The organism is Burkholderia sp. IMCC1007 (assembly GCF_027257875.1).
Taxonomy (GTDB): Bacteria; Pseudomonadota; Gammaproteobacteria; order Burkholderiales; family Burkholderiaceae; genus Burkholderia.
In genome coordinates, this window is the sequence record NZ_JAPVQY010000019.1 from 43422 (window position 1) to 59998 (window position 16577).

Consider the following 16577-nt stretch of genomic DNA (forward strand, 5'->3'; position numbering starts at 1 on the left):
CGTTCGGGCGGGCGGCGCGCGGCGGTGCACCGGTGATTGCCGGGGCGGCGCGGCGCAGCGCACGCAACACCGGGTGCAACACCCGGTCACGCGCACCGCGTCCGTCAGCGCTCGCCCGTCATCCGCCGGTACGCGTCGAGCAGCGATGTCTTGTAGACCACGCCCGCGAGCGTCGGCTCGGCTTCGCTTTCGATCACCGGCAGCCGTTCGCCCTGGAACGCCATGAAGCGTTCGAGCGCGGTCGCGAGCGGCATGTCGGGCGTGAGCAGCGGAAACGGCGTATGCGCGTAGTGCGCGGCCGTCTTGTCGGTCGTGTCGCGCTTGTCGAGTAGATCGGACGTGATGTCCTTCAGCGCGACCGCGCCGCGAAAGCGCCCGGTGTCGTCGGTCACGTACAGGTACTTCACCGGATATTCGAGAAACACGCGCGTCATGTCGGCCACGCTCGCGGTGAGCGGCACGACCGTCTGCGCGGGCTGGATCAGCTCGCGCATCTGCGTGGTGCGCAGGCGCAGCCGCTCCTGTGCATCTTGGTGGTGGCGCAGCGTGATCTCGTACATCGACGTCGTGCCGGTCGCACGGGCGACGAAATACGCGAACACGCACGACACCAGCAGCGGCAGCACGACCTGGTAGCTCAGCGTCATCTCGAAGATCATCAGGATCGCCATCAGCGGCGCCTGCGTGGCGCCGGCCATGAACGCCCCCATCCCGACCATCGCATACGCGAAGTACGCTGACGTATGGCCCGGCCACAGCGTGTTCATCGCGAGCCCGAACAGCGAGCCGAACACCGCGCCGACGAACAGCGTGGGCGTGAACACGCCGCCGACCGCGCCGGAGCCGGCGGTCGCGGCGGTCGCGATCACCTTGAACACCAGCACCGCGACGAGCGCCTGCCAGGTCCACGGCGCATGCAGGATCTGGTTCACGACGCTGTAGCCGTTGCCCCACACGTCCGGAATCCACACCGAGATCACGCCGACGACGAGGCCGCCGATCGCGAGCCGTACCGGCAGCGGCACGGGCAGCCGCTTGAACTGGTTCTTCGACGCATCGAGCAGGTGCAGGAACTGCGGCGCGAGCACGCCGCACAGCGCGCCGAGCACGACGAACAGCAGCACCTCGGGGCCCGTGACGGCCGGGAACACCGGCATCTCGTACGGCGGCCGGTAGCCGGCGAATTCGCGCATCACGATGTTCGCGACGACGGATGCGACGACCATCGGCCCGAAACTTTCCATCGCGATCGTACCGAGCACGATTTCCGACACGAAGAACGCGCCGGCGATCGGCGCGTTGTACGCGGACGTGATACCGGCAGCCGCCCCGCACGCGACGAGCAGGCGCAGGCGCGGCGGATCGAAGTGCGCGACGCGGCCGACGAGCGACGCGGCGAGCGCCGCGAGCTGCACCATCGGGCCTTCGCGGCCGATCGAGCCGCCGCTGCCGATGGTCAGCAGCGACGACACGCTGCGCCACAGGCTCTGCTGTACCGGCACGATGCCGTCGCCGAGCGCGACGGCTTCCATGTAGTCGGTCTTGCCGGACGGCTTGTCGCCGCGCGTGGCGAGCAGCAGCACGCAGCCGGCGAGGAAGCCGCCCGCGGCCGGCATCCAGAACCGCACGTACCACGGCAGGCTTCTCGCCATCTGCACGAAGCTGCCGCTGTGTCCGGAGATCAGGCGCTGCATCAGGTCGATGCCTTCGCGAAACGCCATCGTGGCGAAGGCGCCGCCGACGCCGACGATGGCCGACCAGATCAGCATCGTGTGGGCATCCGACAGGCGGAACAGCGTTCGCGCGCGAGTGCGCAGCTTCAGCAGGAACGAGAGCACGGCTGAAAGGGAGCGGAAAAGGGGACGAGGGAAACCGTCGCGAAGCATAGCACTGCGCCGCGCCCGCGGGACTTCCCCGTCGGGCGCGGCGCTCGTCGCGGCGTGGGCGCGCGGCTCAGCCAAGCCAGTGCTGCACGGCCAGCGTGATGCCGTAGCCACCGGCGATCAGCCACACGTACAGGATCAGGCCGGTGGTCAGCGCGCGGGGGCCGGCCTCGCGGATTTGCGACACGCGCGTTTCGATGCCGAGGGCGGTCATGGCCATCGTCAGCGCGAAGGTATCGAGCACGTTCAGCGTATGCGTGACGTCGGCCGGCAGCACGTTCAGCGAGTTGACGATCACGAAGCCGAGGAAGCCGAGCGCGAACCAGGGCACGGCCATCTTGCGCTTGCGTTGCGCGCCGTCGCCGCCGGCATCGGCCGAACGTGCGGAGCGGGCGGAGCGGGCGAGCCACCAGCCGAGCGTAAGCAGCACCGGCACCAGCAGCATCACGCGCGTCATCTTGACGATGGTTGCGACGTGCGTGACCTCGGGGCTGATGTCGCTTGCCGCGCCGACCACCTGCGCGACCTCGTGGATCGTGCCGCCGAAGAACAGGCCGAGGCCGGCGGGGTCGAGATCGAGCAGGCCGGCGTGATACGCGAGCGGGTACAGGAACATCGACAGCGTGCCGAACAGCACGACGCTACCGACCGCCATCGCGCTCTGGTGCGGCTTCGACTGCAGCGTCGACTCGAACGCGAGCACCGCGGCCGCGCCGCAGATCGCGCTGCCGGCGGCGGTCAGCAGCGCCGCGTCGCGATCGAGCTTCATCACCTTCATGCCGACCCAGGTGCCGATCGCGAGCGTGCTGACGACCATCAGCACCGACACCGTGAGGCCCGGCAGCCCGACCTGCGCGATTTCCTGCAGGCTCACGCGCAAGCCGAAGAACGCGACCGCGATGCGCAGCAGCTTGCGCGCGGAGAAATTGACGCCGGCCGCCCAGCTGGCCGGCATGCCGTCGCGCAGCGCGTTGCCGTACAGCGCGCCCGCGATGATCCCGACGATCAGCGGCGACAGGCCGAGCGCGGCGATGGCAGGCAGTTGCGACAGGCTGGTCACGGCGGCGGCGAACAGCGCGACGAACAGCACGCCGTTCAACTGGCCGCGCATCGACGGCGCGGCATGGCCAAGATGGGGCGTCGGGGCAGTAGACATGGAGGGCCGTATGAAGCAGGTTGCGATGGCCTAATCCTAATTTGGTTATATCGATATGAAAAATTGTGATTTGTGACGTAAACTATCCGGAAAGCCGATAATTCGCCACCATGACCCCGGATCAACTGATAACGTTCGCCGCCGTTGCCGAACACCTGAACATCAGCCGTGCCGCCGTCGCGCTGCATCTGTCGCAGCCGGCCGTATCGGGACAGCTGCGCCTGCTGCAGGACGAGTTCGGCGAGCCGCTGTACCAGCGCGACGGCCGCGGCATCCGGCTGACGCCGGTCGGCGAACAGCTCGCGCAATACGCGAAGGCCCAGCGCGACACGTTCGCGCAGGCGCGCGCGTTTCGCGACGCGGTGCGCGGGCTCGAGGCCGGCACGCTGCGGATTGGCGCGAGCACCACACCGGCCAGCTATCTGCTGCCGTACCTGATCGCCGCATTCCAGCCGCTCGCGCCGCGCGTGGCAATCCAGACGATGAGCGGCAACACGGCCGACGTGGTCGCCGCGCTGGCGTCGCTCGACATCGCGATGATCGAGGGGCCGCCCGGCGACGCGCTGCCGCCCGGCACCGCCGTACACGCATGGCATAAGGACGAGATCGTCGCGATCGTGCCGACCGGGCATCCGCTCGCCGGGCCCGCGTACGACGCGGGCGTCACGCTCGACGCACTCGCCGCGCATCCGCTCGTGTTGCGCGAGGCGGGCTCCGGCGTGCGCCAGCTCGTCGAACGCGCGTTCGCGCACGGCGGCGCGCCGATGCGTGTCGCGTTCGAGATGTCGGGCGTCGAGGCCGTAAAGGAGGCCGTGCGTGCGGGGATGGGCGTGGGCTTCGTGTCCGCGATGTCGCTGCGCCATCAGGACGCGGCGCTGGTCGCGCGTTCGCTGGTGCCCGAGCCGCTCACGCGTCATTTCTCGATTCTCGTGCCGCACGGTGCCGCGCCATCGCGCGTGGCCGTCCAGTTCCTCGACATGAGCCTCACGCACGACGCCGGCTAAGCCGGACGAACGCTATCCGGGAACGCCGGCTGCGCGCCGGCTCGTGCGCGCGCGCACGACACTTCGGCTTAGGGATTTCCTCTATGGCGCGCCGGGAACGCGAAGCGCACCATCCGTCTCAAGCAAATGGAACCGGTTCCATTCCGGTAAAAAAGGGCGAGACATGGCAGACATCGTGATCGTGGCGAGCGCATTCGGGATGGACCGCGTGCGCCAGCAGGGCCACCGTGCATTCATCGAGACGGCGGCGGCGTCCGGCGCGACCGGTTTCGAAGTGCGGCGCGAGTTGCTCGCGTCGGACGACGACGCGACGCCCGGCGCGCTGGCCGCACTCGGCGCGGAACTCGCCGCGCACGGGCTGTGGTCGGTCTATTCGACGCCGGCTACGCTCTATACGGAAACGGGCGCGCTCGATGCCGACGCGTTGCGCGACACGCTCGTGGAAGCCGACGCACTGGGTGCGCGCTTCGTCAAATTCCAGCTCGGCGGCTTCGCCGGCGACGCGCATGCGGCCGACATCGTCGCGCTGTCGCGCGGCGCACGAGCTCGCGTCGTGGTCGAGAACGGCCAGCTGCCGGTCGGCGGCGCGCTCGCGCAGTTCCGCGGGCTGTTCGCCGCGTTGCGCGACGCGGGCATCCCCGACGCGGTCGGCATGACGTTCGATATCGGCAACTGGCAGTGGCCGGGCGAAGCGCCGCTCGCATGTGCACAAGCGCTCGCGCCGCACGTCGAATACATTCATTGCAAGGCCGTCGAAGGCGAGGGCGCACGCCGTTTCGCGGTGGCGCCGGCGCCCGGCGATCCGCTCGTCACGGGCGTGCTCGCGGCCTTGCCCCAAGCGGCGCCGCGCGGCATCGAGTTCCCGTTCGATGCGGCCGACCTGGCGGGCGATGCCGGCCGGCGCGTCGCGTGGCTCGCCGCCGCGTGAGCTCGGCAGGATACGGAGGAATTCACTCATGAAAGCAGCACTCGATGTCGTGACCTACGGCGAAGCGATGGCGATGTTCGTCGCGACCGAGCCGGGCCACCTCGCGCACGCCGGGCAGTTCACGAAACGGATCGCGGGCGCGGACCTGAACGTCGCGATCGGCCTGTCGCGGCTCGGCTTCCGGGTCGGCTGGATGAGCCGGGTCGGCCGCGATTCGTTCGGCGGCTACGTGCTCGACACGCTGGCGCGCGAAGGGATCGACGCGTCGTGCGTGACCGTCGATCCGCGCTATCCGACCGGCTTCCAGCTGAAGTCGCGCAACGACGACGGCAGCGACCCGACCGTCGAATACTTCCGCAAGGGCTCGGCCGCGAGCTACCTGTCGTGCGACGACTACGTGGCCGACTACGTGCTCGGCGCGCGCCACCTGCACCTGACGGGTGTCGCGCCGGCGATCTCCGCGACGTCGTGCGAGCTCGCGTTCCGTCTCGCACGCGAGATGCGCGCGGCCGGCAAGACGATTTCGTTCGACCCCAACCTGCGCCCGACGCTGTGGCCGTCCGCCGACGTGATGGCGAAGACGCTGAACGCGCTGGCGGCGCTCGCCGACTGGGTGCTGCCGGGCCTGGCCGAAGGGCGGCAACTCACCGGCCACGACACGCCGGCCGACATCGCGGGCTTCTATCTCGCGCAGGGCGCGCGCGGCGTGGTGATCAAGCTGGGCGCCGAAGGCGCGTACTTCCGCACGGCCGACGGCCGCGAGGGCACGGTAAGCGGCGAGCGTGTCGCGAACGTGGTCGACACGGTCGGCGCCGGCGACGGTTTCGCGGTCGGCGTGGTCAGCGCGCTGCTGGAAGGCCGCTCCGTCGAGCAGGCCGTCGCGCGCGGCAACCGCATCGGGGCGCTGGCGATCCAGGTGATCGGCGATTCCGAAGGCCTGCCGACGCGTGCGGCACTCGACCGGCTCGAAAACGTCGGCCATCGCGCCGATCGCTTAGAGGAAACCGTCACCGCGCAATGAGAGGCCGGACACGGCACAATCCGCGGATCCATTCCGTGCTTCTTGCACGGTTTTGCATGAGGCCGGATCCGGCGCCGATGCGCCGACGCCGGTCGATTCCCAAAGGACGGGAGCGGAGTCGGGCGTTTGACCCGCCCACTCCGATCACCCAAGGAGACACTCAGATGGCAGCCAATCTCGCAGCCCGACGCTGGTGGACGATCATGCCGATCGTCTTCATCACCTACAGCCTCGCCTACCTCGACCGCGCGAACTACGGGTTCGCGGCGGCGGCCGGCATCAACCAGGACCTCGGGATCAGCAAGGGCCTGTCGTCGCTGATCGGCGCGCTGTTCTTTCTCGGCTATTTCTTCTTCCAGATCCCGGGCGCGATCTACGCGGAGCGCCGCAGCGTCAAGAAGCTCGTGTTCGTCAGCCTCGTGCTGTGGGGCGGCTGCGCGGCGCTGACGGGCGTCGTCAGCAACATCCCGTCGCTGATGGCGATCCGGTTCGTGCTCGGCGTCGTCGAAGCGGCCGTGATGCCCGCGATGCTGATCTACATCAGCAACTGGTTCACGAAGAACGAGCGGTCGCGCGCGAACACGTTCCTGATCCTCGGCAACCCCGTGACGGTGTTGTGGATGTCGGTCGTGTCCGGTTACCTCGTGCACGAATTCGGCTGGCGCCACATGTTCATTGCCGAAGGCGTGCCGGCCGTGATCTGGGCCGTGTGCTGGTGGTTCCTCGTGCAGGACAAGCCGGCCGAATCGCCATGGCTCACCGCCCAGGAAAAGCGCGACCTCGACGCGGCGCTGGCGGCCGAACAGGCGGCGATCAAGCCGATGCGCAACTACGGCGAGGCGTTCCGCTCGCCGGCCGTGATCAAGCTCTGCGCACAGTACTTCTGCTGGAGCATCGGCGTGTACGGCTTCGTGCTGTGGCTGCCGTCGATCGTCAAGAACGGCTCCGCGCTCGGAATGGTGGCGACCGGCTGGCTGTCGGCGCTGCCGTATCTCGCGGCGACGATCGCGATGCTCGTCGCGTCGTGGGCGTCGGACAAGGTCGGCTCGCGCCGCGGCTTCGTATGGCCGTTCCTGCTGGTCGGCGCGGCCGCGTTCGCCGCGTCGTATGCGCTTGGCTCCTCGCATTTCTGGATCTCGTATGCGCTGCTCGTCGTTGCGGGCGCCGCGATGTATGCGCCGTACGGGCCGTTCTTCGCGATCGTGCCGGAACTGCTGCCGAAGAACGTCGCCGGCGGCGCGATGGCGCTGATCAACAGCATGGGCGCGCTCGGCTCGTTCGTCGGCTCGTACTTCGTCGGCTACCTGAACGGCGCGACCGGCTCGCCCGTCGCATCGTATGCGTTCATGAGCGTCGCGCTCGTCGCCGCGGTGATCCTCACGCTGTCCGTCAAACCCCAGGCGCGCGACGAGCCGTCGCTCGCGGCGCCGCTGCAAGGAAAATGAAACGATGAAGCCTCGTATCGTCGCGTACAAGCCGCTGCCCGATGACGTTCTCGCGTACTTGCGCGAGCATGCGGAGGTCGTGCAGGCCGACGGCGCCGACGCGCTCGCCGATGCGCTCGGCGACGCCGACGGCGCGATCGGCGCGAGCCTGAAGGTCACGCCGCAGATGCTCGATCGCGCGCCGCGGCTGAAGGCCTGGTCGACGATCTCGGTCGGCTACGACAACTTCGACGTCGCCGATCTGACGCGGCGCGGCATCGTGCTCGCGCATACGCCCGACGTGCTGACCGAATCGACCGCCGACACCGTGTTCTCGCTGATCCTCGCGTCCGCGCGGCGCGTGGTCGAACTGGCGGAGTGGGTGAAGGCCGGCCACTGGCATCGCAGCATCGGCCCGGACCTGTACGGCACCGACGTGCAAGGCAAGACGCTCGGCATCGTCGGGCTCGGCCGGATCGGCGGCGCGGTCGCGCGGCGCGCGGCGCTCGGCTTCCGGATGCAGGTGCTGTACGCGAACCGGTCCGCGAACGCGGAAGCCGAGACGCAGTACGGCGCGCGTCGCGTGACGCTCGACGAACTGCTCGCACAGGCGGATTTCGTGTGCCTGCAGGTGCCGCTGTCGCCGCAGACGCATCATATGATCGGCGCGGCCGAATTCGCGAAAATGAAGCGCGGCGCGATCCTGATCAATGCATCGCGCGGGCAGGTGGTCGACGAGGCCGCGCTGATCGACGCGCTGCGCGCGGGGGCGATCCGCGGCGCGGGGCTCGACGTGTTCGAGAAGGAGCCGTTGGAGGCGGATTCCCCGCTGCTGCAGATGCGCAATGTCGTCGCGCTGCCGCATATCGGCTCGGCGACGCACGAGACGCGCCATGCGATGGCGCGCTGCGCTGCCGAAAACCTGGTCGGCGCGCTGGCCGGCACGCTGTGCACGAATCTCGTCAATCCCGACGCACTCGCGCGCGCCTGAGCGCCGACGGCCGGCCGGCAAGGCCGCCGGCCCCGTTAGCGTCGAGGGTGTTGGTACGGGAGGGCAGGCTGCGTTATGATCGCCCGCTCGTCGCATCCGCGGTCCGGCCCATCGTGCCGCGTCCGGCGACGGGCATCGGTGCCAGATCCGGTGCGGCTGGCCGCTGTTCGTTGCAGCAGATGACCGGGGCGGGCGCGCATGCGCCGGCTTCGGGCGATCGCGAAGCAGCGGATCGGCATGGGCGCTGAAGCGCCGGCGCTGATCGACAGCGCGCGCCGGGAGGCTTTCGTATCCAACAACAAAGTCCGTCCGCAGATGAAGCGGCGCGGATCGTACGTCGCGAGGCACGACTTGACCGATTCGCAACTTACCACGCAGCGTCCGGCGACGATCAGCGACGTCGCGCGCGAGGCCGGCACGGGCAAGACCAGCGTTTCTCGCTACCTGAACGGCGAGACGCAGGTGCTGTCCGCCGATCTGCGCCAGCGGATCGAGGCGGCGATCGCCCGGCTCAATTACCGGCCGAACCAGATGGCGCGCGGGCTCAAGCGCGGCCGCAACCGGCTGCTCGGCATGCTCGCGGCCGACCTGACCAACCCCTATACCGTCGAAGTGCTGCAGGGCGTCGAGGCCGCGTGCCATGCGCTCGGCTACATGCCGCTGATCTGTCACGCGGCGAACGAAGTCGAGATGGAGCGGCGCTTCCTGCAGCTGCTCACGACGTATCGTGTCGAGGGGCTGATCGTCAACGCGCTCGGCGCCGAAGAGGACGTGCTGCGCCCGCTGCGCGGCGGCGGCATTCCAGCCGTGCTCGTCGACCGGACCGTCGAGGGCTTCGAGGCCGACCTGATCGGCCTGGACAACGCCGATGCGATCGAGACGGCGCTCGCGCACCTGATCGAGCGCGGCTTCGACGCGATTCATTTCGTCGTGCAGCCGTTCGAGCATGTCAGCTCGCGGCGCGTGCGCGAGGCCGCGTTCCGCGCGGCGCTCGATGCGCGCGGGCTGCCGGTGCCGCCGACGGTCGTGCTCGACCTGAACGAACCCGATGCGGCCGCGGCGGCGCTCGCCGAGCTCGATGCGCGCATCGACGCGGCGACGCAACGCGGCGTGCGCGCGGCGCTGTTCGCCGCGAACGCGCCGGTCGCGCTCGCGATCGCGCGCCATCTGCGCGCGCGTTTCGGTGCCGCGTGGCAGGCAAAGGCCGCGCTGCTGTCGATCGACGATCCCGAGTGGGCCGAGCTGATCGGCATCACGACGATCCGCCAGCCGACCTACGAAATCGGCTACAAGGCCGTCGAATTCGTGCACGAACGCATCGACGGCGCGGCCGGCGACGTGCGCGTCGCGATGCTGCCGGGCGAGCTGATTGCGCGCGCGTCGACGGCAAGCTGAGTATCATTCGGGGCACGCAGCGCGCCAGGTGCGCTGCCCTGAACAAGGAAATACATGACTGTCGCCCCCGTCACGCTGGCGGTGCTGATCGCCGCCACGCTGATCATCGCGCTGCTGCCGTTCGTTCTCTTCCGTATGTTGCGCAAGCCGCTTGCGCTCGACCGCCGCGACACGATCGTCGGCGTCGCCGTCTTCACGCTGTTCGCGATGATCGTCGAACGCGCGTTCCACGGTCTCGTGCTGAGCCAGACGCCGGCAGGCGGGTGGCTCACGCAGCCGCTCGCGTTCGTCGCGTACAGCGCGCTCGCGACCGCCGTATTCGAGGAAGTCGGCCGCTATCTGGGGATGCGTTTCCTGAACCGCCGCCATGGCGCGTCGGCCGGCGACGGTCGCGGCATCGGCTACGGGATCGGCCATGCGGGTGCCGAAGCGTGGTTCGTCGGCGTGCTGGTGTGGGGCCAGTGGTCGTATCTCGCGTGGCTCGCGAGCCGCGGCCAGCTCGAAACGCAGCTCGCGGACCTGCCGGGCGATACCGTCGTGCGCCTCCACGTGATGCTGGCGACGCTGTCGGCGCCGTCGATCCTGTTATTGCTGCTCGAACGCTGCGCGGGCTTCGTGGTGCAGCTCGCGCTGTCGGTGCTGGTGTGGCGCGGCGTGCGCGCCGGCCGCGCAGGCGTACTGCCGCTCGCGATCGTGCTGCACGCGCTCGCGATCGCGCCGACGCTGCTTTACCAGGTCCGGGTGCTGCCGGCCGGATGGCTCGAAGCCGTGTATTTCGTGCTCACTGCGATCCTGGTCGTCGCGCTGGTGAAGACGTGCCGGCCGCAACGTGCGGCGGCGGCCTGACGGGAGAACGGGAATGGACGACTATCTGATCGAATGCCAGAGCGCCGAATTCGATGCGCTCGCGCGCGTGATCTGCGATCTCTTTCCGGAGCAGACGCGGTTCGCCGAAAGCAGCGACGCGCGCGGGCGGTTCCTGTCCGTGCACTGGCTCGCGATGCGTTTCGGCGCGACGCCGAAGCGCATGACGCTCGACATCCGCATCGCGCCGGCCGCGCTCGCGCGCTATCTGGCGCTCCGGCCGATGCAGCGCGCACGCAGCCACGCGGTGCTGCATGCGTATACGGAAGCGATGCTGGGTTCGCTCGAGGAACGGCACGCGGCCGGCCAGGCCGTCGAGCGCGACGCGGAACTCGAACTCGACGAGGACTTCGCGTAGGCGTAGGCGTAAGAGCCGGCGCGATGCCGGCGCGGCCGGTTACGCGTCGCGGTACACCTGCGCGAAGCGCTGCGCCTGCACGACGCCGTAGTCGCCGGGCGCATATTGCATCACCCAGTCGCCGGCGACGCCGCGCAGCGTGTCGCCGTTTTCCGAGCGCGCGATCGTGAACGGCTCGTCCATCCGGCGGGCGAGCACGACGGCCGGCCGGTTCCGGTACGCGCCCGGCGCGCCGTGCGCGAGCGCGGCGTCGGCGGGCAGGTACTTGGCGTCGAAGCGCGCGCGCGACACGACCCAGCGGTCGCCGGTCGAGCCGGTGATCAGCGCGTCGCCCGCGACGTAGCGGTTCGGGCCTTCGAGGCTCATCAGTTCGCCGTCGGCATCCGCGAAGGCGACCGCGACGGTTTCGTCCTTGACGACGCGACGGGCCTGCGGATCGGTACGCAGATCGAGGTGCTTGAGTTCGAGCATGGCGGGGAAGTGCGGGAAAAGCCGGCAGCTTATCCCGAAATCGGCGCGCCGTGTGACGCGCCGATTGCCCGCGGGACGCGCGACGCCGTTCGGCCCGGACGGGCAGCGCGGCGCCGGCAATGCGGGGATCAGTTCTGGGCGGGCGCGCTTGCGGCGGGCGCGGCGGCTGCCGTGCCTTCCTTGCTCTTGGCGTTGGCCTTGCGCTTGCCGCGATGTTCGCCGCCGTGGTGCAGCCAGTTGCGGAACGTCGTGTCGGCCAGCGCCTTCTGTTCGGCCGGGAAGCTCTCGTAGAGCGGTGCGAATGCGTCGGCGAGTTTCTTCGCGCCGTCCGCGTTCGCTTGCGCGAGTTCGGCATACTGCTTCACGTCGTCGATCGCCGACACGTTGTTGTTCTCGATCCGCGCGCGATAGAGGCGGCCCATCGTTTCGCCGTTCTCGCGCATCGTGTCGGCGAACGTCTTCCACTGCGGTTCCTGCGCCGACGTGATCTTCAACTGGTCGTGCAGATACTTGATGCGCTGCTCGATGCGCGCTTCATGGCGTGCGGCGCGCTGCTCGGCGCTTGGTGCCGAAGCAGCGGGTGCCGTTGCCGTCGCCGGAGCGGGCGTTTGCGGCTGCGTTTGCGCGAATGCCCCAGCCGTGACGGCGAGCATCGCGAGGGTGAGCGAGATTTTCTTCATGGTTGGCTCTCCGGGGTGGTGTCGTGCGAGCGGGCGCGGCGGCTGGTGCCGCGAGCGCGCATCTCGCGTTGCCGCTATTAGTAGCACGCCGTGTGCAGCGCAGCAGCGAAAGCGACACTTGCTTACATCCGATACGAATCGAAATTGAAAGGGACGTAGGGGGTGAGTGGCTGCCGATCGATTCGTCGGGCTGCGCGCACATGCGGCGAAGGTAGCGCGCGTGTCGCGGGCGGTGCGCGAGCGTGAACCCGTGACGGCGCGCGATCCCGGTTGGGCGCGCCGACGTTCGGCGCTATCATCGCGTCACGTTCCATTTCGCCGGCGCGCTGCGCGCCGGCCCAGCCTCATGCGTCCACCTCGCCTCGACCAACTCGACGACCTCGACCGGCAACTCGTTGCGCTGCTGCAAGCGGATGCGCGCGCAAGCGTCGCCGATCTCGCGCGGCAGCTCGACGTCGCGCGCACGACGGTCGTCGCACGCATCGCGCGGCTCGAGCGTACGAACGTGATCGCCGGATACAGCGTGAGGCTCGGACAGGACGTGCTCGATGCGAGCATCTACGCGTATGTCGGCATCATTCTCACGCCGAAGTTCGGCAAGGACGTGCTGCGCAGGCTCGACCGGATGCCCGAGGTGCAGCTGCTGTGCGCGGTGAGCGGCGAGTACGACTACGTCGCGTGGCTGCGCGCCGATTCGCCTGAGCGGCTCAACGATCTGCTCGATCAGATCGGCACGCTCGAAGGCGTCGAGCGCACGACGACGTCGATCATTCTGTCGCGCAAGATCGATCGCGGCACGATCGGCGGGTAATGCTCCGCATGCGGCGACACGCGTGACGTCGCAGCGCGATCGTTGCGCAGTTTTTCCTCCTTCAGCTTCTCTTGATACCCGCCGTTTGCGCTTGCCGCAGGGCGGGGCGTTGGCGCGCGCATCGTCACGCCGGCGTCGTTGCGTCGACTGCCGACGCGGGCGCGAGCAGCGGCTCATGCGCATTCGTGTATCCCGCCTCCATCCTGTTTGAGTTCGTTCTTTTCTGAGCGCCGACGCGACTTTTGCGGCTCGATTTGAGCCGGCGATTTACGCGATTTTTAGACGATTTGGTCGTTATGACGAAAACCGTCGTCATTCCGTCGAATTTATCGGTCGTTTCGCATCATTCTTCGTCTTGGAACTGATTTTGCGCGTCCCTAAACTGTGTTCATGGCTCGACGCCGTACACAAACACCAAACCCATCATCAGGAGATAAGCGCATGAAAATCGCCATCGTCGGCGCAGGTCTGATCGGTCACACCATTGCTCACATGCTGCGTGAAACGGGCGACTACGAAGTCGTCGCGTTCGACCGCGACGCCGATGCGCTCGCGAAGCTGTCGCGCGAAGGGATCGCGACGCAACGCGTCGATTCGGCGGACGCCAATGCGATCCGCGAAGCCGTGAAGGGCTTCGATGCACTCGTCAACGCGCTGCCGTACTACCTCGCGGTCAACGTCGCAGCGGCTGCGAAGGCTGCCGGCGTTCACTATTTCGACCTGACCGAAGACGTTCGCGCGACCCACGCGATTCGCGAACTCGCCGACGGTTCGGACCGTGCATTCATGCCGCAGTGCGGCCTCGCACCGGGCTTCATCGGTATCGCCGCACATGAGCTCGTGAACGGCTTCAGCGAAGTGCGCGACGTGAAGATGCGCGTCGGCGCGCTGCCGGAATATCCGACCAACGCGCTGAAGTACAACCTGACGTGGAGCGTCGACGGTCTGATCAACGAATACTGCCAGCCGTGCGAAGCGATCCGTGACGGCCGCAAGCAGTGGGTGCAGCCGCTCGAAGGCCTCGAGCACTTCTCGCTGGACGGCACCGAATACGAAGCGTTCAACACGTCCGGCGGCCTGGGCACGCTGTGCGAGACGCTGTCGGGCAAGGTCGAGACGCTCGACTACAAGTCGGTGCGCTATCCGGGCCACCGCGAACTCGTGCAGTTCCTGCTCGAGGACTTGCGCCTGTCGAGCGACCGCGACACGCTGAAGTCGATCATGCGTCGTGCCGTGCCGTCGACGAAGCAGGACGTCGTGCTCGTGTTCGTCACGGTGACGGGCGTGAAGGACGGCCAGCTCGTGCAGGACGTGTTCACCCGCAAGATCTTCGCGAAGGACGTGTGCGGGATGCACATGAGCGCGATCCAGATCACGACGGCCGGCGCGATGTGCGCGGTGCTGGATCTGTTCCGCGAAAAGAAGCTGCCGCAGAGCGGTTTCATCCCGCAGGAAAAGGTGTCGCTGAAGGCGTTCCTGTCGAACCGCTTCGGCAAGCTGTACGAAGGCGGCACGATGGAGCGCGTGCACGAAGTCGCCTGACGACGGACCGACGGCACGAGGGCCGTGTGACGACGCCGGGAGCGCAGCAGCGCTTCCGGCGTTGTTTTTTTCAGGCGCGCGGGAAGAGCAGGGCGGTGGCCGTTCAGGCCGGCAGCGGCGGGACGATCGTCGCTTGCGGCGCGGGCGGCGCCGGTGGCGCGATGCGGTACAGCAACGACTCGATGTCGGCGTCGGACGGCGCGGTGTTGTCGAACATCACGATCCCGTCGCATTCGTGGCCGGTCGGCACGAAGCGGCGTTGCCGGTATTCGTCCCAGTGCGCGAGCTTGTACGCGTCGTTCGGGTTGCCGCGCGCGATGATCCGCTCGCGGGCGACGTCTTCGGACGTATGGACCCAGACGACGGTCAGCGTGACGTCGGGCGCAATGCCGAGCCACGTGCGGTCGAGGATGCGCCGGTCGCGTACTTCCCGCGACAGCGGGCCGACCACCAGCACGCCGATGCCGAGCGCGAGGTTTTCGCGGGCGGTGTCGAGCAGGCCCTGGTATTCGGGGTCGCGCAGGTGCTTCAGGTAGAGCGGGCTGTCGCGGTCGTTCGGATCCGACGTGAGGGCGCCCATTGCGGCCGAGCTGTAGCGGCCGTACAGCGTGTCCTTGTCGAGCAGGCAGAAGGCCTCGCCGGTTGTGCGCATCAGCGGGCCGATCAGCCGCTTCGCAAGCGTGGTCTTGCCGGTGCCGGCATGGCCGCAGAAGAATACCAGATGGGTCACGAATACCGGCTCCGCGAACCCGCACGCGACGTGTCGGCGCACTTGCCGTCGCGCGAGAACACTTCCGCTTCCAGCCACATCGCATTGATGATGCCGAAGCCGAGGGCCACGCCGATGCCGAGTATCCACGCGAAATACCACATGGGTCTGTCTCCTTGACGGTTGGGCCGCACGAGCGTGCCGTGAACCTGTCCAAGCGCTGCCGTGCCGCATCCTGCCCGATCATGACCAATATCGGCGCGACGCGCAAGCCGGGCCGCCTGCGCGGCAAACCGGTAAACTGACGTGCAAATCGCAACGTCACGGACATCATGCTGATCAACTGTGCTGCATACCAGGACGGCCGCAAGCTCGCCGACATCGATATCGACGCCATCAGTGACTACGTGTCGAAACCCGAGTGTTTCGTGTGGGTGGCGCTGAAGGATCCGACGCCCGAGGAAATCAATCTGATGGGCGAGGAGTTCGGGCTGCACGAACTCGCGCTCGAGGATGCCCGCAACGGGCATCAACGGCCAAAGATCGAGGAGTACGGCGACTCGCTGTTCGCCGTGCTGCATACCGTCGAGCTCGACGACGACGGCGAATTCAAGGTCGGCGAGCTGAACGTGTTCGTCGGCCCGAACTACGTGCTGTCGATGCGCAACCATACGGAACAGGACTTCCGCGACGTGCGCAAGCGCTGCGAGCGCGAGCCGCATTTGCTGAAGGAAGGCTCGGCGTTCGTGTTCTATGCGCTGATGGATCAGGTCGTCGATCGCTATTTCCCGATCCTCGAGACGCTCGGCAACGAGCTCGAGGAGCTCGAGGACCGCATCTTCACGAAGAGCTCGCCGTCCTCGTCGCGCGCGATCATCGAGGACCTCTATTCGTTGAAGCGCCGGCTCGTGATGCTGTACCAGCACACGGCGCCGCTGCTCGAACCGCTCGCGAAGCTCACCGGCGGGCGGACACCGCAGGTCTGCAGCGGGATGGAACATTATTTCCGCGACGTGTACGACCATCTGCAGCGAATCGTGAAGACGATCGAAGGGCGTCGCGAAATGGTCGTGACCGCGATCCAGGTCAACCTCGGGATGATCTCGCTCGCCGAAAACGAGGTGACCAAGCGGCTCGGCTCGTTCGCCGCGCTGTTCGCGATCCCGACGATGATCGCCGGCATCTACGGGATGAACTTCGCGAACATGCCCGAACTGCATCTCAAGTACGGCTTCTACGGCTGCATCGCGGTGATGGTCGCGGGCGATCTCGCGCTGTGGTGGCGGTTCAAGCGGGCGGGGTGGCTGTAGTCGCTGTCGTCGCGCGCGTGTCGCCGTGCG

General features: G+C 68.0%; 17 protein-coding genes. 11 read left to right on the top strand and 6 right to left on the bottom strand.

Annotated features, from left to right (window positions below):
• Positions 1-104: 104 nt before the first annotated feature.
• Together O1Q03_RS18160 and O1Q03_RS18165 are read right to left on the bottom strand one after the other, a co-directional pair.
• Entirely contained in the window at positions 105-1838 is a 1734-nt protein-coding gene (locus O1Q03_RS18160) for a ClcB-like voltage-gated chloride channel protein (RefSeq protein ID WP_269505175.1), read from the bottom strand.
• Positions 1839-1953: 115 nt separating this feature from the next.
• Positions 1954-3039 carry a YeiH family protein gene (locus O1Q03_RS18165; RefSeq protein WP_269505177.1) on the bottom strand — a complete coding sequence of 362 codons (1086 nt, stop codon included), beginning with the start codon at positions 3037-3039 and terminating at the stop codon, positions 1954-1956.
• Between the two features lie 110 nt (positions 3040-3149).
• Here O1Q03_RS18165 and O1Q03_RS18170 point away from each other — a divergent pair, with 110 nt between their 5' ends.
• The 8 genes from O1Q03_RS18170 to O1Q03_RS18205 all read left to right on the top strand — a co-directional run bounded on the left by O1Q03_RS18170 (position 3150) and on the right by O1Q03_RS18205 (position 11024).
• On the top strand, positions 3150-4043 hold the full coding sequence (locus O1Q03_RS18170) for a LysR family transcriptional regulator (RefSeq protein WP_269505178.1): 894 nt from the start codon (positions 3150-3152) through the stop codon (positions 4041-4043).
• A gap of 163 nt (positions 4044-4206) precedes the next feature.
• On the top strand, positions 4207-4971 hold the full coding sequence (locus tag O1Q03_RS18175) for a sugar phosphate isomerase/epimerase (RefSeq protein WP_269505179.1): 765 nt from the start codon (positions 4207-4209) through the stop codon (positions 4969-4971).
• Positions 4972-4999: 28 nt separating this feature from the next.
• Positions 5000-5992, top strand: a complete 993-nt coding sequence (locus O1Q03_RS18180; protein WP_269505180.1) for a sugar kinase — start codon at positions 5000-5002, stop codon at positions 5990-5992.
• A gap of 164 nt (positions 5993-6156) precedes the next feature.
• Positions 6157-7437, top strand: coding sequence for an MFS transporter (locus O1Q03_RS18185; RefSeq protein WP_269505182.1), 1281 nt, complete (start codon positions 6157-6159; stop codon positions 7435-7437).
• 4 nt (positions 7438-7441) lie between these two features.
• A complete protein-coding gene (locus tag O1Q03_RS18190) occupies positions 7442-8407 on the top strand; it encodes a 2-hydroxyacid dehydrogenase (RefSeq protein WP_269505183.1) in 966 nt (321 codons plus the stop codon).
• A gap of 351 nt (positions 8408-8758) precedes the next feature.
• A complete protein-coding gene (locus O1Q03_RS18195) occupies positions 8759-9802 on the top strand; it encodes a LacI family DNA-binding transcriptional regulator (protein ID WP_269505184.1) in 1044 nt (347 codons plus the stop codon).
• Positions 9803-9856: 54 nt separating this feature from the next.
• Positions 9857-10648 carry a YhfC family intramembrane metalloprotease gene (locus O1Q03_RS18200; protein ID WP_269505185.1) on the top strand — a complete coding sequence of 264 codons (792 nt, stop codon included), beginning with the start codon at positions 9857-9859 and terminating at the stop codon, positions 10646-10648.
• Positions 10649-10661: 13 nt separating this feature from the next.
• Positions 10662-11024, top strand: coding sequence for a DUF3022 domain-containing protein (locus tag O1Q03_RS18205; protein ID WP_269505187.1), 363 nt, complete (start codon positions 10662-10664; stop codon positions 11022-11024).
• 39 nt (positions 11025-11063) lie between these two features.
• Here O1Q03_RS18205 and O1Q03_RS18210 read toward each other — a convergent pair whose 3' ends face one another.
• Both O1Q03_RS18210 and O1Q03_RS18215 read right to left on the bottom strand, forming a co-directional pair.
• Positions 11064-11495, bottom strand: a complete 432-nt coding sequence (locus tag O1Q03_RS18210) for a PGDYG domain-containing protein (protein ID WP_269505188.1) — start codon at positions 11493-11495, stop codon at positions 11064-11066.
• Between the two features lie 128 nt (positions 11496-11623).
• Entirely contained in the window at positions 11624-12175 is a 552-nt protein-coding gene (locus tag O1Q03_RS18215; protein ID WP_269505192.1) for a Spy/CpxP family protein refolding chaperone, read from the bottom strand.
• A 346-nt stretch (positions 12176-12521) separates the two neighbouring features.
• Here O1Q03_RS18215 and O1Q03_RS18220 point away from each other — a divergent pair, with 346 nt between their 5' ends.
• Positions 12522-12986, top strand: coding sequence for an Lrp/AsnC family transcriptional regulator (locus O1Q03_RS18220; protein ID WP_006755043.1), 465 nt, complete (start codon positions 12522-12524; stop codon positions 12984-12986).
• Between the two features lie 441 nt (positions 12987-13427).
• Positions 13428-14528, top strand: coding sequence for a saccharopine dehydrogenase family protein (locus O1Q03_RS18225; protein ID WP_006755042.1), 1101 nt, complete (start codon positions 13428-13430; stop codon positions 14526-14528).
• A 103-nt stretch (positions 14529-14631) separates the two neighbouring features.
• On the opposite strand, the gene O1Q03_RS18230 is transcribed toward O1Q03_RS18225, so the two are convergent.
• Positions 14632-15258, bottom strand: coding sequence for an AAA family ATPase (locus O1Q03_RS18230; RefSeq protein WP_269505199.1), 627 nt, complete (start codon positions 15256-15258; stop codon positions 14632-14634).
• Positions 15255-15401, bottom strand: coding sequence for a cytochrome bd-I oxidase subunit CydX (cydX, locus tag O1Q03_RS18235; protein WP_269505200.1), 147 nt, complete (start codon positions 15399-15401; stop codon positions 15255-15257). The genes O1Q03_RS18230 and cydX overlap by 4 nt, the downstream gene beginning before the upstream one ends.
• Before the next feature lie 168 nt (positions 15402-15569).
• On the opposite strand from cydX, the gene corA reads away from it, so the two are divergent.
• A complete protein-coding gene (gene corA, locus O1Q03_RS18240; RefSeq protein WP_269505201.1) occupies positions 15570-16547 on the top strand; it encodes a magnesium/cobalt transporter CorA in 978 nt (325 codons plus the stop codon).
• Positions 16548-16577: the final 30 nt, after the last annotated feature.